The sequence below is a fragment of the Streptococcus sp. 27098_8_186 genome (genome assembly GCF_041432055.1).
GTDB classification, from domain to species: Bacteria; Bacillota; Bacilli; order Lactobacillales; family Streptococcaceae; genus Streptococcus; species Streptococcus dentalis.
In genome coordinates this window covers 79,625-100,449 of sequence record NZ_JAPVYV010000002.1, presented here as the reverse complement: position 1 = coordinate 100,449, position 20,825 = coordinate 79,625, and the positions used below count along the sequence as shown (strand labels likewise).

At 44.1% G+C, this 20,825-nt stretch carries 18 protein-coding genes and 2 pseudogenes; 5 read left to right on the top strand and 15 right to left on the bottom strand.

Features of this window, described 5'->3' with window-relative positions:
* Positions 1–89: 89 nt before the first annotated feature.
* From O3602_RS03245 to O3602_RS03225, 5 genes are all read right to left on the bottom strand, one after another.
* Positions 90–2,075 carry an ABC transporter permease gene (locus O3602_RS03245; protein WP_270298845.1) on the bottom strand — a complete coding sequence of 662 codons (1,986 nt, stop codon included), beginning with the start codon at positions 2,073–2,075 and terminating at the stop codon, positions 90–92.
* Complete coding sequence (locus O3602_RS03240; RefSeq protein WP_187540860.1) at positions 2,076–2,834, bottom strand: ABC transporter ATP-binding protein; 759 nt, start codon at positions 2,832–2,834, stop codon at positions 2,076–2,078.
* A gap of 15 nt (positions 2,835–2,849) precedes the next feature.
* Positions 2,850–2,978, bottom strand: a complete 129-nt coding sequence (locus tag O3602_RS03235) for a hypothetical protein (RefSeq protein WP_256263225.1) — start codon at positions 2,976–2,978, stop codon at positions 2,850–2,852.
* Between the two features lie 114 nt (positions 2,979–3,092).
* On the bottom strand, positions 3,093–4,067 hold the full coding sequence (locus tag O3602_RS03230) for a sensor histidine kinase (protein ID WP_371611137.1): 975 nt from the start codon (positions 4,065–4,067) through the stop codon (positions 3,093–3,095).
* On the bottom strand, positions 4,060–4,737 hold the full coding sequence (locus O3602_RS03225; protein ID WP_371611136.1) for a response regulator transcription factor: 678 nt from the start codon (positions 4,735–4,737) through the stop codon (positions 4,060–4,062). The genes O3602_RS03230 and O3602_RS03225 overlap by 8 nt, the downstream gene beginning before the upstream one ends.
* 169 nt (positions 4,738–4,906) lie before the next feature.
* Here O3602_RS03225 and O3602_RS03220 point away from each other — a divergent pair, with 169 nt between their 5' ends.
* Positions 4,907–6,091 carry a DUF2974 domain-containing protein gene (locus O3602_RS03220; protein WP_371611135.1) on the top strand — a complete coding sequence of 395 codons (1,185 nt, stop codon included), beginning with the start codon at positions 4,907–4,909 and terminating at the stop codon, positions 6,089–6,091.
* Between the two features lie 239 nt (positions 6,092–6,330).
* Here the strand turns inward: O3602_RS03220 and O3602_RS03215 are convergent, their stop codons facing one another.
* The 3 genes from O3602_RS03215 to O3602_RS03205 all read right to left on the bottom strand — a co-directional run bounded on the left by O3602_RS03215 (position 6,331) and on the right by O3602_RS03205 (position 11,961).
* Positions 6,331–9,561, bottom strand: coding sequence for a pneumococcal-type histidine triad protein (locus tag O3602_RS03215; protein ID WP_371611134.1), 3,231 nt, complete (start codon positions 9,559–9,561; stop codon positions 6,331–6,333).
* A 7-nt stretch (positions 9,562–9,568) separates the two neighbouring features.
* Positions 9,569–10,489, bottom strand: a complete 921-nt coding sequence (locus O3602_RS03210; RefSeq protein ID WP_369088361.1) for a metal ABC transporter solute-binding protein, Zn/Mn family — start codon at positions 10,487–10,489, stop codon at positions 9,569–9,571.
* 209 nt (positions 10,490–10,698) lie between these two features.
* On the bottom strand, positions 10,699–11,961 hold the full coding sequence (locus tag O3602_RS03205; RefSeq protein WP_371611133.1) for a DUF6287 domain-containing protein: 1,263 nt from the start codon (positions 11,959–11,961) through the stop codon (positions 10,699–10,701).
* 248 nt (positions 11,962–12,209) lie between these two features.
* Here O3602_RS03205 and O3602_RS03200 point away from each other — a divergent pair, with 248 nt between their 5' ends.
* The 3 genes and pseudogenes from O3602_RS03200 to O3602_RS03190 all read left to right on the top strand — a co-directional run bounded on the left by O3602_RS03200 (position 12,210) and on the right by O3602_RS03190 (position 14,472).
* Positions 12,210–12,731, top strand: a complete 522-nt coding sequence (locus tag O3602_RS03200; RefSeq protein WP_270298859.1) for a DUF2975 domain-containing protein — start codon at positions 12,210–12,212, stop codon at positions 12,729–12,731.
* Positions 12,732–12,741: 10 nt separating this feature from the next.
* Positions 12,742–12,948, top strand: a complete 207-nt coding sequence (locus O3602_RS03195; RefSeq protein WP_003006064.1) for a helix-turn-helix transcriptional regulator — start codon at positions 12,742–12,744, stop codon at positions 12,946–12,948.
* Positions 12,949–13,086: 138 nt separating this feature from the next.
* Positions 13,087–14,472: pseudogene (locus O3602_RS03190) on the top strand (IS1182 family transposase).
* A 207-nt stretch (positions 14,473–14,679) separates the two neighbouring features.
* Here the strand turns inward: O3602_RS03190 and O3602_RS03185 are convergent.
* From O3602_RS03185 to O3602_RS03165, 5 genes and pseudogenes are all read right to left on the bottom strand, one after another.
* Positions 14,680–15,165 (bottom strand): hypothetical protein, encoded by a 486-nt coding sequence (locus tag O3602_RS03185; protein WP_270298862.1) that lies wholly within the window; start codon positions 15,163–15,165, stop codon positions 14,680–14,682.
* A 244-nt stretch (positions 15,166–15,409) separates the two neighbouring features.
* Positions 15,410–15,916 (bottom strand): DUF6287 domain-containing protein, encoded by a 507-nt coding sequence (locus O3602_RS03180; protein ID WP_270298864.1) that lies wholly within the window; start codon positions 15,914–15,916, stop codon positions 15,410–15,412.
* Positions 15,917–15,988: 72 nt separating this feature from the next.
* The gene (gene metG / locus O3602_RS03175) at positions 15,989–17,980 is read right to left on the bottom strand and encodes a methionine--tRNA ligase (RefSeq protein WP_151379159.1); all 1,992 of its coding nucleotides are present in this window, start codon (positions 17,978–17,980) and stop codon (positions 15,989–15,991) included.
* A gap of 260 nt (positions 17,981–18,240) precedes the next feature.
* A pseudogene (locus tag O3602_RS03170) lies at positions 18,241–18,369 on the bottom strand (phosphoglycerate mutase); the annotation flags it as partial.
* Between the two features lie 39 nt (positions 18,370–18,408).
* Positions 18,409–18,798, bottom strand: coding sequence for a nuclear transport factor 2 family protein (locus O3602_RS03165; RefSeq protein WP_002890784.1), 390 nt, complete (start codon positions 18,796–18,798; stop codon positions 18,409–18,411).
* A gap of 145 nt (positions 18,799–18,943) precedes the next feature.
* On the opposite strand from O3602_RS03165, the gene O3602_RS03160 reads away from it, so the two are divergent.
* Entirely contained in the window at positions 18,944–19,273 is a 330-nt protein-coding gene (locus tag O3602_RS03160; protein WP_037606644.1) for a helix-turn-helix domain-containing protein, read from the top strand.
* Positions 19,274–19,323: 50 nt separating this feature from the next.
* Here the strand turns inward: O3602_RS03160 and O3602_RS03155 are convergent, their stop codons facing one another.
* Positions 19,324–20,016, bottom strand: a complete 693-nt coding sequence (locus O3602_RS03155; RefSeq protein ID WP_003012031.1) for a phosphoglycerate mutase — start codon at positions 20,014–20,016, stop codon at positions 19,324–19,326.
* Between the two features lie 144 nt (positions 20,017–20,160).
* Positions 20,161–20,607 carry a Fur family transcriptional regulator gene (locus O3602_RS03150; RefSeq protein WP_151379160.1) on the bottom strand — a complete coding sequence of 149 codons (447 nt, stop codon included), beginning with the start codon at positions 20,605–20,607 and terminating at the stop codon, positions 20,161–20,163.
* Between the last annotated feature and the right edge of the window lie 218 nt (positions 20,608–20,825).

Below are 20,825 nucleotides of genomic sequence, written 5' to 3'. Positions count from 1 at the left end.
TCCAAAACTAAGTCATGGAACTTCTATAAAGTTCGCTGACGTCCGTACTCACCTAAGGAAAGTTTCTAATTTGATTCGAGCTTCTTTTCTTAAATCTGCACAATCTTACGATAGCTCCGAGAGGTGATCCAAAAGACGATCAGGTAGGTGATGAGAAAGACAGCGCAGACGCTGAGGGTCACGACGAGGACTTGGCCACTATTGATGACACCGAGGACTTTAAGAATGAGTCGGATCATATGGTAGGCAAAGGCCAGGTGGATAAAGGCAAAGATGAGAGGGAGGAAGAAGACAGTCCGCACTTGACGGTTGATGGTCCGTTTGACCTCGTGTTCATCGAGCCCTACCTGTTGGAGGATGACGAAGCGGTCACGGTCTTCATAGCCTTCTGAGATTTGCTTGTAGTAAATGACGATGACGGTTCCGACCATAAAGATCAATGACAAGAAAATACCGATAAAGAAGATACCACCAAAGAGGCTATTCAACCCTGCCACATCATTGGCTCGGTTACCTCCATAGATAAATGTTCCTTGGCCCTGTTGGCTACTCAATTCATCGATCATCTTGTCATAACTAGCTGCTAACTTGAGCTGCTGGTCTTCATCGACATTGACATTGAAACCACCATAGATTTGGGTAACGACAGCAAGGTTCGGAAACTTGGCAACAAAGGCTGAAAGGTCAGGTACGATCAGGTAATTGAAATCCTCCGTCAGCATGTTATACATGTTGGGCACGTGATCGGTGATAAAATCCTTGCTCACTTCTTCCTTGACTTGGAAGTCTTGCCCATTGATAGTGAACTGCTTTTGTCCTTTAAGAGCTTTGTTATGGGCAAAGAGAATGACTTGGTTGCCAGTCAGATCGACCTCTTCTCCGGTCATGTGCTCATAGCTGGCTACATCAAAGACCAGAAAGACTGTTCTCGGTCTGACATCGTTCTCATCGTCAGGATAGACGGTGAAGTCTGTGCCCTTTTGTGATTTAACTCCAAAGGTAGCATAGGACATCAGGTCACGATTCTTGATCTCGAGATGGTGTTCAGAGGCAAATTCATCAAATTTCTGATTGATTTGCTCCAAATCCACTCCTTTTCCTTGAATGGAAAAATCATGTGGATTCATGATTTTCTTGATCATTTCACCACCCATATAGATGTTGGTCGCAGCAGAGATGGTCACCAGCACCATGGTCGAGAGGATGGCAATGGTCGCAAGTCCCACTGCATTTTTCTTCATGCGATAGATAAGGTTAGAGACCGAGATCATGTTGTTGGGTTGGTAATAATAGGCCTTCTTTTTCTTAAGCAGGTGCAAGAAAACGGTGATCCCAGCATTAAAGAGCAGGTAGGTCCCGATCATGACCAGGATAACGGCTAGAAAGAAGGTCACAAGCGCAATAATGGGGTCTTTGACAGACACAGCTAGGTAGTAGCCAAAAGCAAGAGCTGCTAAGCCCAGGATGGTTTGAGGCCACAAAAAGCGGGCTTTCTTTTCGCCACTAGATTTCTCACGCGTCAACTGCAAGGCATTCAAACGGAGAATGCGCCAAGCATTGAGAAGAATCAAAAGTCCAAAGATGAGACCAAAGGTGACAAAGACCAAGATGACAATCCCAGGTTGGAAGGTAGATACTAGCTGGACCTTCATCTTCATGAGTTTCAAGAGAAAGGCAAAGATCAGCTTGTCAAAGAGGGCTCCAATCAAGACTCCGGCTGAGATGGTTAGAAAGCCAAACATCAAGAGTTCCTTGAAGATCATGCTGATGAGATGGCGTTTCTCAAGACCCAGCATGCTGTAGATTCCCAGCTCCTTGGAGCGATTTTTCATGACGAAGCTATTGGCATAGAGCACGATGATAGCTCCCGCCGCATTGACCACGAAGAATCCCAAGCTGAGAGTGAACACTATAGAAGAGCCCCCTCGAAGCTCGGAAATGCGGGGATTAAAGGTCAGGGAGTCAAAGAGGTAAGCGATGGTCACTGCGAGAATGACCGCAATCGCAAAGGGATAATAGAGCTTGCGGTTCTTGATCAGATTGGAGCAAGCTAGTTTAGTGGTTAATCGAAACATCTACTCCACCTCACTTGCCATGACTGTCAGAGTATCTGAGATTTCTTGAAACATCTGACGCTCCGTCTTTTCCCCACGGAAAATCTGGTTGTAAAGGATCCCATCCTTGATAAAGAGCACGCGCTTGGCCCGAGCAGCTGCTGCGGTTGAGTGGGTCACCATGAGGATGGTTTGCCCCATGCTATTGATATCTTCAAAGACATCTAGAAGAGCAGCCGAAGACTTAGAATCCAGCGCCCCTGTTGGCTCATCAGCAAGGAGAATTTCAGGTGAGGTGATGATGGCCCGTGCTACAGCCACCCGTTGTTTTTGCCCACCAGAGATTTCGTAAGGGTATTTCTCTAGAAGCTGGTGAATGCCCAGTTCCCGACTCACGCTATCCACCTTAGTCATCATTTCCTTGACCGGTCTGCGTGAGAGGACGAGAGGCAAGAGGATATTGTCCTTGACAGACAAGGTATCGAGCAGGTTGAAATCTTGAAAGACGAATCCTAGTTTTTCTCGGCGGAAGCTGGACGCATCCTTGTTCTTGATGGTTGAGGTGTCCGTGCCATTGAGGTAGACCCGTCCTTCAGTTGGTTGGTCCAGCATGGCTAGGATATTGAGAAGGGTCGATTTCCCGGATCCTGATTCCCCCATAATAGCCACGTACTCACCCTTTTCCACGGTGAAGTGAATATCCTTTAAGGCTTCGACCTGCGTTCCTTGAAAGCGGGTTTTGTAGATTTTTTTGATATGTTGAACATCTAGTAATGACATGCTTTTCTCCTTTTACTAGTAGATCAAGAAAAATTCTTGGGTTTGTTGCAGGACTTGGAGACCAAATTCCGTCTTTTCAAGATCGGTTTGGTTACAGGGTTTCTCAGTCTTTTTGAGTTGTTTCATCCATTTCAAGAGTTTCATTTTCTTGACCTCCTTCATTTGATGAGACTATTGTATAAAAAATAAAAGGCGGCTACCATAACCTAACCTTTCATTTTACCGTTTATTTCTTACATTTTTGTAAGATGGGGAATCTTAATCCATGACCAACTTCTTCTCTTCAAAGCGAATGGCAACGGTCGTGCCTTGACCGACCTCTGAATGGAGGGTGATCCTGTGGCCCAATTGCTCTGCGATTTTCTTAGATAGATAGAGTCCCAGCCCTGAGGATTGCTGGGTCAGGTGGCCATTATAGCCGGAGAAGCCCCTCTCAAAGACGCGAAGGACATCGCTATTTTTGATCCCAATCCCGCTATCTTTTATATAGAGAGTCTGGTCTTTAAAATAGATTTCAATTCCACCGGTGCTGGTGTACTTGAGGCTATTGGACAAGAGCTGCTCGATGATGACCAGGAGCCACTTGCGATCGGTGATGACCTCCTGCCCCAAATCATGTAGGTCCACGGTCAAGTTCTTTTGGATAAAAAAGAGGGCATACTTGCGGACTACTTCTTTGACCAAGTCTTCTACCGACACGCGCTTTAAGACTAGATCATCATGAAAACTCTCCAGTCGCAGGTACTGCAAAACCAGATTGGCATAGGAGTCAATCTTAAAGAGCTCCTGTTCCATCTGCTGCTTGACAATGGGCGTCTCGACATCTTGCACCAAGAGCTGGCTGGCCGCAATGGGCGTCTTAATCTGGTGAACCCAGAGGGTATAGTAATCCATCAGGTCATTGAACTTGGCCTGGGCTGTCTTACCTTCTTCCAGACGCTCCTGCTGTTCTTCCCTGTATTTTTCATAAAGAAGGTGTTCCAAGGGCGAAGCAGCCTCTATTTCCTCATAAAGCGCAGCTTTTCGATAGTCTTGAAAGGTCATAACGAAATCCCAGATCAAGATACAAAGAGTAAAAAAACCTAGCACCAGGGTCGCATAGAGAAAAACCTTCCCCGTCTCTGGAAAGAGATAGGCAAAGACCAGATCGACGATCAAAAAGATAAGCACTAGATAGAGCAAGCGCCTGCGGGATACCACATACTGCCAAAAGATCTTTCCAAATTTATTCATGAACCAACCCGTAACCGATGCCTTTCTTGGTTTCGATGAAGTTTGATAAGCCAGCCTCTTCTAATTTCTTACGAAGGCGGGCCACATTGACAGACAAGGTATTGTCATCAATAAAGAAGTCGCTATTCCAGAGCTCCTTCATCATGTCATCGCGCGACACGATACTGCCCGCATGCTCAAAGAGGACGCGCAGGATCTGAAATTCATTCTTGGTCAGATTAATGACTTCCCCTTCATACACCAAGTCTGTGGACTTGAGATTGAGGATGGCTCCCCGGTGCTCTAGCAGATTTTGATCTGTCCCAAATTCGTAAGAGCGGCGCAAGAGTCCTTGAACCTTGGCAAGGAGGACATTTTGATCAAAGGGCTTGGTGACAAAGTCGTCTCCACCCATATTGATAGCCATGACAATATCCATGGCTTGATCCCGTGAAGAAAGAAACATGATCGGAACCTTTGAAACCTTGCGAATCTCCTGGCACCAGTGGTAGCCGTTGTAGAGTGGCAGGCCAATATCCATGAGGATCAAGTGGGGGTCACTTTCGACAAAGATTCCTAGGACATCCATAAAATCCTCGACTGCGACCACTTCATAGCCCCATTGTTCCAATAATTGTTTGACCTGTTGGCGGATAATGTCATCGTCTTCGACTAAGAGAATTTTATGCATGGCTTTCTTTCCTTCTTTTTTTCTTCTTCCTATTATAACAGATTAAGAAGCAGAGAAAAAGGCTGTTTCAGAGGGAAAGATGATCTCACTCCTCTTTTCTTGATGGGAGGCGCTTTTTCTCCATCCATTTTTGTGCTATACTGAAAGAAATACAACACGGGAGGCACAAATGTCGACTATTTTTGATTACCTAAAAGAAGTGACTTACGATTCCATATATGACCGTCCCTTCAAGGAGCTGGATGTTCTCGCATTGACAGAGCTGACCTATCTGCCCTTTGGACACATTGTGCCTCAAGGAGATACAACAGGAATTCCAGTGCGCCTGTCTGATGCGATGGAACTGATCGATCGGACTACCGATTTCATCGTGAGTAACCAGCACCTGCAATTAGTCGATGAGTTGGCTACTTCAAAGCGCTTTAAGAACATCAAACTCCTCAACTATGTCGATGAATACGATCCCGATGTGCAAAAACAGTTTGCGGCCATGACCTATCGGCTTAGTCTGGATACGTATTTGGTCGTTTTCAGAGGAACGGATGATACCTTGATCGGCTGGAAGGAAGACTTCCACATGACCTATATGGACCATGTTCCTGCTCAGAAGCGCGCAGCCAGCTACCTGCAACATGTCATGAAAGAATTTCCGAAAGGACGTTTCTTAGTAGCCGGTCACTCCAAAGGGGGCAACCTTGCGACCTATGCTTGCTCGTATCTACCTGATTCCTTATTTGAACGGATCGACGCGATCTACAGCTACGATGCTCCTGGCCTCAACAAGGCCATTATCGAAACCGAAGGCTACCAGCGCACGTCTCCAAACATTCGTCGCTTTGTCCCTCAAGGGTCCATTGTTGGCATGATGTTGGAAGTGCCAGAACCAACGACCATTGTCAAAAGTCGCGCTTTTGGTGGCTTTGCCCAGCACGACGCCTTTACTTGGGAAATCAAGGACTACAGCTTTATGACCGTTTCTGAAACCAGTCCCGATAGCCAACAGACCGATCTGACCTTGAAGCAATGGGTACGCGAAACATCGGCAGAGGAGCGCAAGAAGTTTTTTGACACCTTTTTTGGCATTTTTCTGGATGCCGGCATCACTTCCATCAATGACCTAACCGATCTCAAGCAACTAGCTAAGGCCAAGGAAATCCTCCAAAATGCCCAGGATTTGGATCCAACCGAACGGGAAATGTTAGAACGCTTGGCCAAGCAGCTCATCGACACCCGCTTTCAAGCTTGGAAAAAATGGCAGACGGTCCCCCGCATCCTGGTTCAAATGGCCGCATTTTTCAAGCGAAAAAAAGCAGTCGAGCTTTCCTCGCCACTGCTCCTGGAGCACAAGGAGTGAGACTCAAAAACTGAAAAAAGAGACCACTTCTTCTATTCACTAGAACGCAAAAAGAGGCTGGGACAAAAGTCCTAGCCTCTCAATTATTTTTGGATTGTCGAGCAAGACGCAGTGGTTGAGTGGACTCTACTACGCTGATTTCATCAGCTTTGACAGCCCTACTCAACTGTGCGGAGGTGGGACGACGAAATCGAATTCTAACGAATTACCGATTTCTGTCCCACTCTCTTTTCTATTTTCTATTGGTTCTGAGGAGATGGAGCATCTGGTGTGCTTGCTTCTGTTACAGCTGAGCTTGCAGGCTCTGTTTCTGTCTCAGTTGTGGCAGGCTTGTTCCCTTCTGAAGCTGCTGCTTCTGTTGCTGCTGGAGTCTCTGTAGCGACAGGCGTTTCAGCTGTCGAAGCTGGTTTGCCCGCTTCGCTTGCAGATGGCGTTGCTGCCAATTCTGCCTGGAAGGCTTGGATGGCCTGTAGTAAGGCTGCTTTATCACTCTTTGGATTAGACAATTGGTCAAAGAGAGCTTCTAAGCGATCAAATACAGCATCACTAGCTCCCTTGTCCACTAATTGTTGGTGCAAGGCCATCAACTGGTTATAGAGCTGTTGATAAAGAGCGACATCTCCAATTTGAGGCTCTTCGGTTTGCTTTTGTTTTTGCTTTTCAATGGTATCACTGATTTCGCGTAGAAGTGCTTCCCCACTTGTAATAGCCTTGTCTGGATCAGATTCTTTTCCAAGTTGAGCCAAGCCTGTTTCAAAGGCAGTTCGTTTGCCTTGGTCTTCGACTTGTGGCAAGAGCGACTGGATTTGCTCTAAGAGAGCTGTCAAAATCTTGTTCTGTTGACGGGTTTCTGTTGCCTTGTCCAACTCTCCATACAAGCCTTTGAGGAAATCATAAACCGCTACGTTGTAGGATGGGGTTTGACTTCCTTTTTGATCCAAGACTGTTTTTTCAATAGGGTAGGTTTGGCCTTTTTCCTGAGAGAAGAGCTGGTCAATAGCTTGCTTGGTTTGGTAGAGTTCCATAAAGTGAGACTTGGAATCCCAGGCTTCTTCAAAGGCTTGAGCCCGATAGAGCTTCAAGGCTAGATCTGCCGCCTTGGTACGCAGTTCTGGTATCAAGCGCGCATCGCTCAGGCTTTGATAGAAGTACTTGAGATAGTCGACCGAGGTCACACCCGTCCGATCTTGCATCTCCTGAACAGCTTCTAATAGCTTCCCTTCCTGTTCTAAACGCTTGCTGTCCTTGGCAGCATAGGCTTCCTGCAATTGAGAGACCAACTCTTCCTTCTTCAATTGGAAGGCTTCTGTGTCTAGCAAACGCACTTGTTCCAGCAATTCTTGGTAACGACGATCCAAGGCTGTCTCTTCTTTTGGCTTGACCGCTTGAGTGGCATGAATGTACTGCTCATCAACCTGTTTGAGACTTGCCAGATAGCCCTCTGTTGAGTTACTTGGGAAACTCTTGACATTTTCCAAGAAGTGGCCCAAGATGAGCTCAATCCGTCTTTGTTGCAATGGATCAGAAGCATAGAGAGTCCGGCTTTCTGCTAAGAGTTGGTTGACCTTGTCCTCTACGACTTTCTTGTCCAAGTCTCCTTTTTTATATGGCGATTGGATGGTTGGAAGACGGTGGGCTAAGTAGTCTGCTAGTCCTGCTGAACGCACCTTGATGTAGTGGTTGTGATCGCCATGCGGGATGACAAACTGGCCATTTTCAATCTGGAGGCTATAAGGAGAAATCCCTGAACGAAGCGCTGTTGCATAGAGTTCATTGATAAAGTCTAGTTCAGGATTGCCAGTTTCAAGTGGGATCCGGACATGTTCCTTACGAACAGCATAAGGATGGATGTGGGTCGGATCGTATTCTTGGTCTGGATTGTTAAAGACAAAGAAACCATTGGAAATCTTAATGGCCTCACGAGGGACACCATAGGTCTTACTGATGTACTGGATCTTTTCCTCATCTGAGGCATCACGAGAATAGGTCGCAACATCATCTGTCAGGGGCTGACCCTTGTCCTCTTCTTTCTTACCAGCTAGAGTTGCCTCTGCTGCTGCAATCTCTTGAGGAGAGAGGTCCTTTTTATAGAAATAATGGGCATGGTTGCCATGAGCGACCATATAGCCTTCCTCGTCCTTGCTGATGACCTTGTCTGCGTGGAAGCCATGGTCGTGCTCCTCTTTGTGCTCGTGACTGTCGCCATGCTCATGATCAGGATCAACTGGTTTTGTGCTCGGATTTGAAGGCAAGCTTGGACTTCCTTCTGTTGGACTACTAGATCCTTGAGCACGAAGCAATTGGAATTGCCGCGCCAACTCACGCTCTAAAGGCGATAGGGAGCTGTATGGGATAAAGTGGAAATGATCCCCATGAGGGTAGACAATCCCTTGATCGGTCCACTTGGTAATCTTGCTTGGATCAAAGACAGAACCATCAGACTCCACATGACGAGAAGACAACGGGGCTTTCTGCAATTCTTCGATCAAGTTGGTCAGGGTTAGACTCGGTTTGGAGGCAGCCGGTTTAGACGTCGTCGGTGTCGTCTGTGTATTGGTTGGACTGGATGACGGCTGGTTGCTCGCTTGCTTCCCAAGGCTTGGAGAGGCTTGATCTGAAGTTCCTTGCCTTTGTTCTGTGCTTGCTCCAGCTAGGTGTGAGTTTCCAGCCTGATGGCCAGCTTGACCACCTAAGACAGTGAGAGCTGCTGCTAACTCGCCAGCAGATAAGGCACTCTTTGGAATATAATGGAAATGGCCACCATGGGGCACAATAAAGCCGTCCCCTGTATCTGAAATGACATCTCCAGGGCTAAAGACATAACCATCGTCCGTACGGTAGCCACCACCTGTATGGTTTTTAGCCGTCAGCATCTCAAGAGTCTTCCCTTCTTTCAGCGCTTGACTCGGTTGACGGAAGTCACGGGTCTGGCCTGCCTTGTGCGAGGAGCTCGCTTGCACCGATCCCGTTTCCCCTTCTTCTTTTACGCCCCCTTTTTGCTGTTGGGCGATCTCTTCAATCGAGCGCACATTGACTGTATGTTGGGCATCCTTTAAGTAGAGATAGTATTTCCCAGCGCGTTTGATAATATAGCCATCCTTGACCTTACTCACGATATCCGTTTCTTGCAGCTGGTAAGTTGGATCCCGTAAAATCAACTCCTCACTAAAGATGGCATCAAATGGAACCTTGCCGCTATAGTAATGAAAATGATCCCCATGAGAAGTGACAAAACCTTCATCTGTAATCTTGATGACAATCTGCTCTGCCTGGGTCTTTTCCTTGGCATTGACCGCTTCGATGCTGTCTTCCTTTTTGCTGGTGTCAGTCGATGACGATTTCTTTTCTGCCTGCAGGTATTGAATCTGATTCTTTTTCTCTTCCTTGACTTGTGGTTGCTGACTGAGCGCATAGGCACAGAGCCCTATTCCTAAGGTCGCTACAATTCCAATCGTTCCCTTTTTCTTCATTCTTGATTTACTCCTCTAATTCCTTGGCTAAAGTCGCCATATTTTCTTCTAAATTTTCTAATAGATCCTTATCGTTTTGTGGATCGGCTTCCAGTGGATCCAAGACCTTGACACGCGCCCCTGTTGCCTTGGCGATACTATCTGCTACTTTTGACGACGTGTGCTTTTCCACAAAGATCGTTTTCACCTTGTAGTCTTTGACAAACTGCTGGATCTCGGCCAATTGCCGAGCGGTCGGTTCTTGCTCTGGGGAAATCCCTGCAATCCCTAACTGCTTGAGACCAAAGCGTTTGGCCAGATAAGAAAAGGCCGTATGCTGGGTCACAAAAGTCTTTTGTTTGGCCTTGTCAAAGAGAGGCTGGTAGTGGGCTACCAGGTCCTCACAGCGCTTTTCAAGCTTTTGAGCATTGGCCTGATAGAGTTCCTTGTTCTTTGGATCGATCTCTCCCAAACGTTGGGCGATGATCTTTCCTTCCTCTGCGATTTTTACAGGATCCAACCAAGTATGCGGATCATACAAGTGCTTGGCTTCTTTTCCCTGACCAGCTTCGACATCCTCTAATCCAGCCACCTTATCAAGGGTCATTCCTTGGCTGCCTTCGATCACTCGCAACTTGGAACCTTGAAGATTGGGATCTAAGCGGCCGGCCCAAGATTCCAGGGTCTGAGAATGATAGACAAACACATCCGCATCATAGATCTGGGCTACTTCTTTGGTTGAGGGTTCATAATCATGGATCCCTGCACCTGACTGAACCATCCAGATGTCATTTTGATCGCCAGAGATTTCCTTGACCAGGGCATAGATGGGATAAAAACTCGTGACAATTTTAAGACCTTTTTTAGAAGGGGGCTTGCCCGCATTTCCTTGACTTCCACAAGCTGTCAGCAGAAAGAAACCGAGAAACAAGAATCCCAGAACCTTCATTTTTCTCCTAATCATCCTTCACCTCTTTTTTATTTTTATTAACCAGTTTATTAATCAGTTAATTAACTAGTTAATCATACTGCTAATTATTTGCTTTGTCAAGCCTTTTTTACATTTTTTTCCTTTTAATGCTAGGAACTAGCATTCTGCAAATAGATAGCTGCCTTTTAGACAGTAAAAAAGTTTGAGACAAAGCTGTCTCAAACTTTTTATTGACGGTAGAAATATTGATTAGCCGGGTAGTTGCCTGCAGATTGAGTGACCACTAGACGTGGTTTGCTGGTATCAGACTGGTCTCCATCTGGATTTTGGAAACCGATTTTCAGAAGTCCAATCGCAGCACCGGTCTCACCCATCTTCATCTCAACATAAGGGATCTTGCTCTTCTTATCCGAGTCCGCAACAGCCTTGAGGCTGCCTTGTCCCTTGACTTTTCCGTCTGCTTGGATGACGATTTCAGCACCCTTGCCATTGCGCCAGGTTCCAGCTAAGCTTGAGAAGTCGCCTCCGTTAATGGCCGCAATATCCAAGTCTTTCTCTTTTTTCGGTTGCGGGTAAGCTTTCCACCACTCTAGATGGTAATCACGGAAAGCCGCGTCACCAAAGAGAATCCGACGTTCTTGAGAAGCCACTCCATCAGGACCTGTCACACCTGCTGGGATCAAGTACAAGGTTTGCTCTTGCCCTTGGATCGCAGTCCCATTTGCCCCAGTGAAATAAACTTCATAATAGCCTTTTCGCTTTTTGGGCTCTTTTTCTTTATTGAAAAGATAACTCGCCCGAGTCCCTCCACTCCAGAAAATCCAGCCGGTCTCACTATTTACAATGCTTGGAAAGGCGCTGGTCTTGTTTTGGTAATACTCTTCAGGAGTATAGCCATAGAGTTTAAAACCCGAAGCTGCGATTTCCTTTTCATAGGTATCATTGGAATAGGCCCCTTCAAACGGTGAGAGATTGCCATCAAGGACGACATCATTTGGATCTGTCGATTTGAAAAAATCCTCTCGATTGGCAAAGACCATCTCGTGGTCGGGATTTTTGTCAGACATGGTGATCGTGATCAAAGGCTTCTTATCTGTCTTGTATTTAAAGACACGAACAGTGACTGTAAAGTCTGTATTGCCATCGGACTTTTTCATCTTGCCTGTCGAAACTTTATTAGACCCTTCGACCTTCCAATCCGTACTAAATTCAGCAGATACCTTGCCGTCAGCCGTTTGGTAATCGATCTTCCAGGCCTTGCCTTTTTTCTCGATTTTGGCTTCATCCCGTTCATTAGAGACGTAGTCACCACTCAGGTCAATAGCTTTTTCTTTTGGCTTGGTGACCTTCTTACTGGTCTGGTTAAATTCCTTTTGATGGTCTGGTTGGATGTTGGAACTAGAGTAGAGATAGACTCCACCGATCAGAACAACTGCTCCGACCAGCCCCAAAATCGGCCCCAGGTATTTTTTCTTCCACTTAAGATTCATTTCACTACCTCCATGGAATAAGATCTTTACACTAGTATACCCTAAATCGACAGTATAGTAAAATTCCCCTCTATGTAGTGGTTTCCCCGTCTTAAACCGACTAGTTTGAGCAGAGAATACCTGTTTTTCAAAAACAATATTTTGTTTATCGTTATTTTTTTATCGTTTTTCGATACTTTTTTATTGACTAATTTTTTATAAAGAGTATACTATAAGTGAAAAATAAATAAACTTCAAGGAGGCTTGCGATGAAAAACTCAAAAACCTTAAAAAATGTCATTGAAGTCTTAACGGCTTTCATTTACTTCTGTGGCTTTATGACCGTGGCTGCATTGGTCGTCCATCTGCTTTCCCGCATGGGCCTTTTCAAAGATCTCATTCAATCAGGTCGCTTGTCCTTTGATGCGAATGGCATCCAGCTCTTTCCCCAACATCCACAACCTCTCTGGCAGCTGCTCTTCCCACTAGCCTCAAGCGCTATCTATATTTACCTTCTCATCACTATTCGTAGCTTCCTCCAAAATCTCTACCAAGAAAAGATCTTTTCTCACTCCAACATTAATCTTTGCAACCGAGCTTGGAAGATTCTCTTGGTCTTGTCTTTTATGTCTGGCACACTTGAAACCAGTGGAAATGCTTATCTCCTTCCCTTCACTTTCAAATTTACCTTTAATACAGGGCTTCTCCTTGCCGTTCCAATCGTCTGGGTCTCTGGCAAGATTTTAGAGAGAGGGATTGAGATTGCTGAAGAAAATGAGCTAACCATTTAAGGAGGGTGCCATGATTATCGTCAATCTAGATGTCATGCTGGCCAAGCGAAAAATGAAATCCAATGAGCTAGCCGACAAAATCGGCATCACGACAGCTAACCTCTCCATCCTCAAAACCGGCAAGGCTAAAGCTATTCGCTTCACCACCCTTGAAGCCATCTGCAAAGAACTCGACTGTCAGCCAGGAGATATCCTAGAATACCGGCCAGATGAATAGAACATGTATTGTTATAAGAAAAGCACTCCACAGGAGTGCTTCAGATTGAAGACAAAGTCCTTGGAACATAAGTTTCTAAGGGCTTTTCTTTGTGTAAACTCGTATAATAGAGGTAAGAAGAATTGTGAGATGTTCGCTATGTTTCACAAAGAAAAACCAGATTATAATCGATGCCAATATGGCTTCTATACGATAGACGAATTAGTCCCAGAAGATCACTTTCTTCGACAAGTGGATAAAGAGGTTGATTTTGACTTTATCTATGATTTGGTAGAAGATACCTATAGTCCAGATAACGGTCGTCCTAGTCTAGCTCCTGTCATGTTAGTCAAAATCCCTTTGATTCAATGTTTTTATAGTATCCATTCTATACGCCAAACGATTAAAGAGATTGAAGTAAACGTTGCCTATCGTTGGTTTCTTGGACTAACCTTAGATGACAAGGTCCCTCATTTTACCACCTATGGAAAGAATTACAGTCGTCGTTTTTAAGATAGAGAACTAATTTCAAAGATATTTTCGCGAGTGCTCAATCAAGCTTTATGTACTAGCTTAATTGATCCTTCTGAACTATTTTTGGATGGTACCCATATCAAAGCTTCAGCTAACAGCCACAAGTATCGTAAGGAATGGGTAGAGCAAGAAGCTAAATTTATGAGTGAACAATTGGCAGTTGAGATTGATTTGGATAGGAGAAAACACGAAAAAAAGTCCTTAAAGCCCGTAACAGAAAGCGAGGCTAAAGAAAAGAAAATCTCAACAACAGATCCTGAGAGTGGTTGGTTCCACAAGGGTGAACATAAGGAAGTGTTTGCCTATTCTGCCCAAGTAGCTTGTGATAAGCATGGTGAGGCTTTGGCTTATACGGTTGAAGCAGGAAATGTCCATGATAGTCAAGCCTTCCCTGATCTTTTTTCAAAGTTAGAACCCTTCTCCCCACACTATATTATTGCGGATTCAGGCTATAAGACACCAGCTATTGCCCATTATTTATTAGAGCGAATTATCATCCCTGTCTTCCCTTATACTCGTCCAAAGGGAGTAAAGGGGAACTTAAGGCCCAATGATTTTGTTTATGATACTTTCTATGACTGTTACCTTTGTCCAGAGAACCAAGTGTTAAGCTATCGCACCACGACTCGAGAAGGTTATCGTGAGTATAAGAGTAATCCCAAAGTATGTGCTTCTTGTCCCCTATTATCCATTTGTACCCAAAGCCAAAATCACCAAAAAGTAATCACGAGACATGTATGGAAAGATGATCTTGAATTTTGTGAAGAGATTCACCACCAAAGAGGGATGAAGGAGCTTTATAAGAAGCGCAAAGAAACAATTGAGCGACTCTTTGGGACTGCTAAGGAATATCATAACTTGAGATACACTAGAGAGAAAGGAAAGTCCAAAATTGAAGATAAGGTTGGGCTTACTTTGGCATGCTTAGATATCAAAAGATTGGTGAAATGGATAGCGAATATCCCTTTTTATTTTATTCTAAATCCAGTTTTTGGATGGAATAGTAGATGATAAGACAAAATATTTTTGAACATACAAAAAGACAAACGCCAAAAATGACGTTTGTCTACGTTCTGACCAGGAAAATTAATTTTCCTGGTTTTCCTTTGAAGTCAAAGTATTTTTCCCGATTTCCCTTACGGCTAGAAGTCCATTTTCCATCCATTCTAGGACTTTAACTGTTCTCTTTTCAAACCACCAAGATAGTTTTTCTAGGTTCTATACTCCGTATCTTCTGTATTTTTTAACAAGTCTTTCTACCCGTTTGATCTCTGCAGCGATGTCTGAACGGTTTTGCTCATGTAAAGCAATGGTTGCCTCATCAGCAATATCTAATAAATCACCTAATTCAAGCCATAATTTATCTTGGTAACGACGGAACAAATAGCTCCACACTCCGACTCCAACTGTCCATAAAAGAAGGACTGGCAAGAACAATAACATCCAACTTCCAATCACTACAAGCGATTCTTCTGCTTTAAATCCAAGTAAACGGATGACATGCACTGCTATTCCAAGCAAACCTAGCATAGACAGGGCAAGAATCCAGCCCACAACTTTCATTCCTCTTGCGGGTGGGGTCTCTGATGGGAAGTCTACATCAATCCCACTCTCCCCTACTAAACCTTCTGCAATACCACGAAACTCTTGGATTTCATGTTTTTTCAATACCATACGTCTAGGCACCATATAAAACATTATCATATTTCTTTCTCCTTTACATACGATAGGACCTATGAACTTCGTTTCCATCATACTCCAAAATGAGGTCGATTCCTATCAGGTAATGTCACCTTATTCTTAGTGACGACCTATTTCATGATTTGCCCCATCATCCGCTACACTATATGCATGAACCATGAAGTCACCAATCAATCATAATCACTAGAGAATGAATAGATCCCATTCTAGCATCGGAAACCAACTGAAATCCTATCCTTATTTTTCTTTATTGACGATAGAAGTATTGATCCACTGAATAGTTCCCAGCTGATTGGGTAATGACCAAGCGAGGCTTTCTCGTGTCTGACTGGTCTCCATCAGGGTTTTCAAACCCAATCTTAAAGAGACCAACAGCTGCACCAGTTTCTCCCACTCTCAACTCGACATAAGGGATTTTGCTAGTCTTATCTGAATTTGCTACTGCTTTAATCCTTCCTTGTCCTTTGACTGTACCATCCGCCTGAATGACCATTTCCTGCCCCTTCGCATTGCGCCAGGTACCCACTAGACTTGAAAAGTCTCCACTATTAATCGCAGAAATATCCAGATCCACTTCTTTCTTTGGAGCAGGATAAGCTTCCCACCACTTGTCTTGGTAGGTTTGGAAAGAAGCTTGATGATAAAAGATGCGTCTCAAAGGAGAAACTACACGGTCTGGCCCTTGAACATTTTCAGGAATCAAGGTCATGATCAGCTCTTGTCCAGGACTAGTTCCTTTCGTACCTTCTTGCACAAAATAAACCTGATAGGTAGAGCCTGCTTTCCGAGGTTTCTTATCTTTGTTGAGGACAAATTGGACATTCGTTTAACCAATGATACTTCCATTTGGTACAGATGGATCAACCGTTAAGACTGTTAATTGATCTCCGTGTTCTGCGGAAAGAATCATACCTTGGCTGACATATTTCTTCATCATCTTCCGTGGTTTGAGGTTGGCCACGATTTGGAGTTTCTTGCCAACCAATTCTTGTTCATTTGGATAGAATTGAGCGATACCTGAGAGGATTTGACGGTCTTCGCCATCTCCTGCATCTAGGCGGAAGCGAAGCAGTTTGTCTGATCCTTCGACACGTTCCACTTCTTTGACCTCTGCTACACGGATTTCAACCTTGTCAAAGTCTTCAAATTTGATCTCATCTTTTTCAGACTTGAGTTCCACTTCTTCTGGAATCCATTCTTTTTCTTGAGGTTTACCTGCAGTCATTTGAGATTGGATGTAGGCAATTTCTTCTTCCATGTCGAGACGTGGGAAGATTGGAGTTCCTTTGGCAACCACTGTGATATTTTCAGGGAAGGCTGCTAAAGTCAAGTTTTCAAGATCGAAGTCCAATCCTAAGCCAAGTTGTTCCATGATGGCGTTTGAGGTGTTCATCATGAATGGTTGGATCAAGTGAGCCACAACACGAAGGCTAGCAGCTAAGTGAGCCATAACCGCTGCCAATTGTTCCTTATCACCATCTTCTTTAGCGAGGACCCAAGGAGCTGTTTCATCGATGTACTTGTTGGTCCGAGAGATGATGTTCCATACGGCTTCCAAAGCGCGTGGGTAATCCACCGCGTTCATTTGCTTGTGGTATTCAGCGATGTTTTCTTCAACTACCTTAGCCAACTCAGCATCAAATGCAGTGACATTTTCGACATAAGCCGGAACTTGACCACCAAAATATTTGTTGATCATGGCTACCGTCCGGTTAAGGAGGTTTCCAAGGTCATTGGCCAATTCATAGTTGATGCGAGCCACATAGTCTTCTGGGGTGAAAGTCCCATCAGAACCAACTGGCAAACTGCGCATGAGGTAGTAACGAAGTGGATCCAAGCCGAAGCGTTCCACCAACATTTCTGGGTAGATGACATTCCCTTTAGACTTAGACATCTTGCCGTCTTTCATGACAAACCAACCATGGGCAATCAAGCGTTCTGGCAATTTGATATCCAACATCATAAGAAGGATTGGCCAGTAGATGGAGTGGAAACGAAGGATGTCTTTTCCAACCATGTGGAAGACGGTTCCGTTCCAGAACTTATCAAAGTTTTCATGATCTTCTTGACCATAACCAAGAGCTGTCACGTAGTTGAGAAGGGCATCAATCCATACATAGACCACGTGTTTTGGATTAGATGGAACTGGAACTCCCCAAGTAAAGGTGGTCCGAGATACCGCCAAATCTTCCAAGCCTGGCTCGATGAAATTTTTCAACATTTCATTAAGACGACCATCTGGCGTGATGAAATCTGGTTGGGATTTGAAAAATTCCACCAAGCGGTCTTGGTATTTGCTGAGGCGAAGGAAGTAAGATTCTTCAGAAACCCATTCTACTTCGTGTCCTGATGGGGCTACCCCACCGATGACCTTGCCATTCTCATCACGGTAAACCTCAGCCAATTGGCTTTCTGTAAAGAACTCTTCATCAGATACTGAATACCAACCAGAGTACTCACCCAGGTAGATGTCGTCTTGCGCAAGCAAGCGTTCAAAGACTTGGGCCACCACTTTTTCATGGTAATCGTCTGTCGTACGGATGAATTTATCATATGAGATATCGAGCAATTGCCAGAGTTCTTTCACTCCAACCGCCATCCCATCTACATAAGCTTGTGGTGTAATCCCAGCTTCTTCTGCTTTCTGCTGGATCTTTTGCCCGTGCTCATCGAGACCAGTCAAGTAGAAAACATCGTAGTTCATCATGCGTTTGTAACGCGCCAAGACGTCACAGGCAATGGTTGTATAAGCTGAACCAATATGCAATTTACCAGATGGGTAATAGATAGGTGTTGTGATGTAGAATGATTTTGTCATTTGATTTTCCTTTCAGGGCTAATGGAACCCAATTTAGTAACACTCTATTATAACATTTTTAGGAGACCCTGAAAACCCAAAACCAGCTAGGATCAAAGGAAGACAAGCAAAAAAGCTGACCGAAGTCAGCCTTTATATGGATAACAAATCCCGTTAAAATTGCCTCGCTTTGGCGTTTTCAGGCTCGGGATAAAAATATCCACTGGATAAGCCTCGCTTTGGCGTTTTCAGGCTCGGGATAAAAATATCCACTGGATATTTTTATTTACCAAGAATGGAAGAGTGCGTTCCAAGGTTTCTTTCAAGTTTTTAGCATCTGGAATTACTGAGTCGTCAAGTGAAGCGTAACGACTGTCAGTGTGTGCTGAGTGCTTGTCATCACGATCCATAAATCAAATTTCATTTCAGATTCTAGATTAATTTACTGTCTAACCCCAGAAAGCATCTTCTACTGCTTGATCTGATGAAAAGAGCCAAACTTCCTTGATCTTTCCATCATCCATGCGAAAAAGATCAATACCATTCATGTTGAGTTCCTCGCCGTCTGGGCGAGTTCCGACAAAGGTCACATTGGCTGCTACAAGGTCAATATTTTCAGACACCCAGTTAGTCAATACTTTGAAGGTACCGTTTGTTTTTTCTGAAAATTGAGCCAAGTGTGCTCCAAGTGCTTCTTTTCCAACAACTGTACCGGAATTACTATGCTGACCTGGCTGGTGCCAGATGATATCATCTGCCATAGTCTCAAAAACAGCTGGAAAATCACCTGTTATAAGACCATTGTTATATGCATTAAAAATTTCTAAATTTACTGACATGAGTTACTCCTCGTTTCTCTTATTTATGATATAATTTTATCACTTACTAATAAAAAGACAAGTAGGCACTTTATTGTTATCTAGTATCAAATACGATACTATTATTGTCAAACAAGAGAATAATTTTAAAAAATTTGGAGGAATTATGGTAACCAAAGTCAGTGAATACGGAATTTGTCCTTTTGCCACGACACAGCGTGTACTAACAGGCAAATGGGCTCTCGTCATCATCTATCAACTCAGTACGGGGACTAAGCGTTTTAATGAATTACAACGTCTAATTCCTGGCATTACCCAAACCATTCTAACACGACACCTCAGACAGCTCGAGAATGATAAAATCGTGGAGCGTAAAGTCTATGCTGAAGTTCCCCCTCGGGTCGAATACAGTCTAACTGAAATGGGTAGAAAATTTCAAGGTGTTCTAGATGCCATTGAAAGTTGGGGACTGGAGTATATCGAAATTCTAAACTAATTATCTTCTCAAAAAAAGGCGGAATAAATCCCGCCTTTTATCTTTTATAATTATTTTCCAAGATAGTATTCTTTTACAACGTTCAATTTTTCGTCAAATTCGAATACCAATGGTGGGAAGTTAGGGATTTCCACATCCATGATTTCGTCGTCTGACAATTGTTTGATGTGTTTAACAAGAGCACGGATTGAGTTACCGTGTGCTCCTACGAATACGTTTTTACCGTCTTTAAGAGCTGGAGCGATTTTATCTTCCCAGAATGGAAGGGCACGTTCCAAAGTAACTTTCAAGTTTTCAGCATCTGGAATCACTGAATCGTCAAGTGAAGCATAACGACGGTCAGTGTGTGCTGAGTGTTCATCATCACGGTCCATTGCAGGAGGCAATACATCGTAAGAACGACGCCAGATGTGAACTTGTTCATCACCAAATTGTTCAGCAGCTTCTGCTTTGTTTTTACCAGTCAAACCACCGTAGTGACGTTCGTTCAAGCGCCATGATTTTTCAACTGGAACCCACAATTGGTCAGAAGCTTCAAGAGCCAAGTTAGTCGTTTTGATCGCACGTTTCAATACTGAAGTATAAGCTTGGTCAAATTCGATACCAGCTTCTTTGATCAATTTACCAGCGTCGATCGCTTGTTGTGTACCTTTTTCAGACAAATCAACATCAGCCCAACCAGTGAAAAGGTTAGCTTTGTTCCATTCAGACTCACCGTGGCGAGCAAAAACCAATTTTACCATTAGATGGATCTCCTTTTTATTCTCCGAGGTTTCCCCCGTTTATCTATTCTATTCTACTAGATTTTCAGTGAAAAATCTAGTGGCGACCATAGAAAAGTGCAATTTCTCACAAAAAAGAGCCTGACGGCTCTGGTTTCTCTCCCATTAAATTTTCTGACAGTCGGGGCAAATGCCATAGACGGTCATCTGGGTCTTGGTGATCTGGTAGCCACTTTGACTCGCTGCTTCTTTGCGAAGATCTGGGACTTCAATGTCCACATCTGCGATACGGCCACATTTTTCACACACCACATTCAAATGGTCATGCCCCATGAAATCAAAAAAGGTCGTGGTATCATTGCGAACCTTGATCTCAGAAACAACCCCCTCATCAATCAAAACCTTGATATTGTTGTAGACAGTTGCTAGACTCATGCTTGGAAACTGAGGCAATAAATCGCGATAGATCTTCTCAGCGCTTGGATGTTCATGACTCGCCACTAAATAAGAAAGAACTGCTCTGCGGGTATCGGTAATCCGAATGCCCTTAGCACGTAAATTATGCAAGACTTCTTCCACGCGCTCTTCTTCATGACGATGCAATGCGTTCACTATGATTCCCCCTTTCCAATATGATTTAATCGATTCGTTACCCTTATTATATCATGTTTCAAAATAAATCACTATTTAGAATGCTTTTAATTAAAAAAAATGTCCGGGGGACATTGATTCACGAGCCTGAAAATGGAAGAGCGAGCTTATGTCCAGTGGACATTTTTTTCACGAGCCTGAAATCGGAAAAGCGAGTTAATGTCCAGGGGACATTGATT

Coding starts and splice junctions, on each gene's coding strand:
- O3602_RS03245 (WP_270298845.1), bottom strand. CDS start 2,075: ATGTTTCGATTAACCACTAAACTAGCTTGCTCCAATCTGATCAAGAAC.
- O3602_RS03240 (WP_187540860.1), bottom strand. CDS start 2,834: ATGTCATTACTAGATGTTCAACATATCAAAAAAATCTACAAAACCCGC.
- O3602_RS03235 (WP_256263225.1), bottom strand. CDS start 2,978: ATGAAACTCTTGAAATGGATGAAACAACTCAAAAAGACTGAGAAACCC.
- O3602_RS03230 (WP_371611137.1), bottom strand. CDS start 4,067: ATGAATAAATTTGGAAAGATCTTTTGGCAGTATGTGGTATCCCGCAGG.
- O3602_RS03225 (WP_371611136.1), bottom strand. CDS start 4,737: ATGCATAAAATTCTCTTAGTCGAAGACGATGACATTATCCGCCAACAG.
- O3602_RS03220 (WP_371611135.1), top strand. CDS start 4,907: ATGTCGACTATTTTTGATTACCTAAAAGAAGTGACTTACGATTCCATA.
- O3602_RS03215 (WP_371611134.1), bottom strand. CDS start 9,561: ATGAAGAAAAAGGGAACGATTGGAATTGTAGCGACCTTAGGAATAGGG.
- O3602_RS03210 (WP_369088361.1), bottom strand. CDS start 10,489: ATGAAGGTTCTGGGATTCTTGTTTCTCGGTTTCTTTCTGCTGACAGCT.
- O3602_RS03205 (WP_371611133.1), bottom strand. CDS start 11,961: ATGAATCTTAAGTGGAAGAAAAAATACCTGGGGCCGATTTTGGGGCTG.
- O3602_RS03200 (WP_270298859.1), top strand. CDS start 12,210: ATGAAAAACTCAAAAACCTTAAAAAATGTCATTGAAGTCTTAACGGCT.
- O3602_RS03195 (WP_003006064.1), top strand. CDS start 12,742: ATGATTATCGTCAATCTAGATGTCATGCTGGCCAAGCGAAAAATGAAA.
- O3602_RS03185 (WP_270298862.1), bottom strand. CDS start 15,165: ATGATAATGTTTTATATGGTGCCTAGACGTATGGTATTGAAAAAACAT.
- metG (WP_151379159.1), bottom strand. CDS start 17,980: ATGACAAAATCATTCTACATCACAACACCTATCTATTACCCATCTGGT.
- O3602_RS03165 (WP_002890784.1), bottom strand. CDS start 18,798: ATGTCAGTAAATTTAGAAATTTTTAATGCATATAACAATGGTCTTATA.
- O3602_RS03160 (WP_037606644.1), top strand. CDS start 18,944: ATGGTAACCAAAGTCAGTGAATACGGAATTTGTCCTTTTGCCACGACA.
- O3602_RS03155 (WP_003012031.1), bottom strand. CDS start 20,016: ATGGTAAAATTGGTTTTTGCTCGCCACGGTGAGTCTGAATGGAACAAA.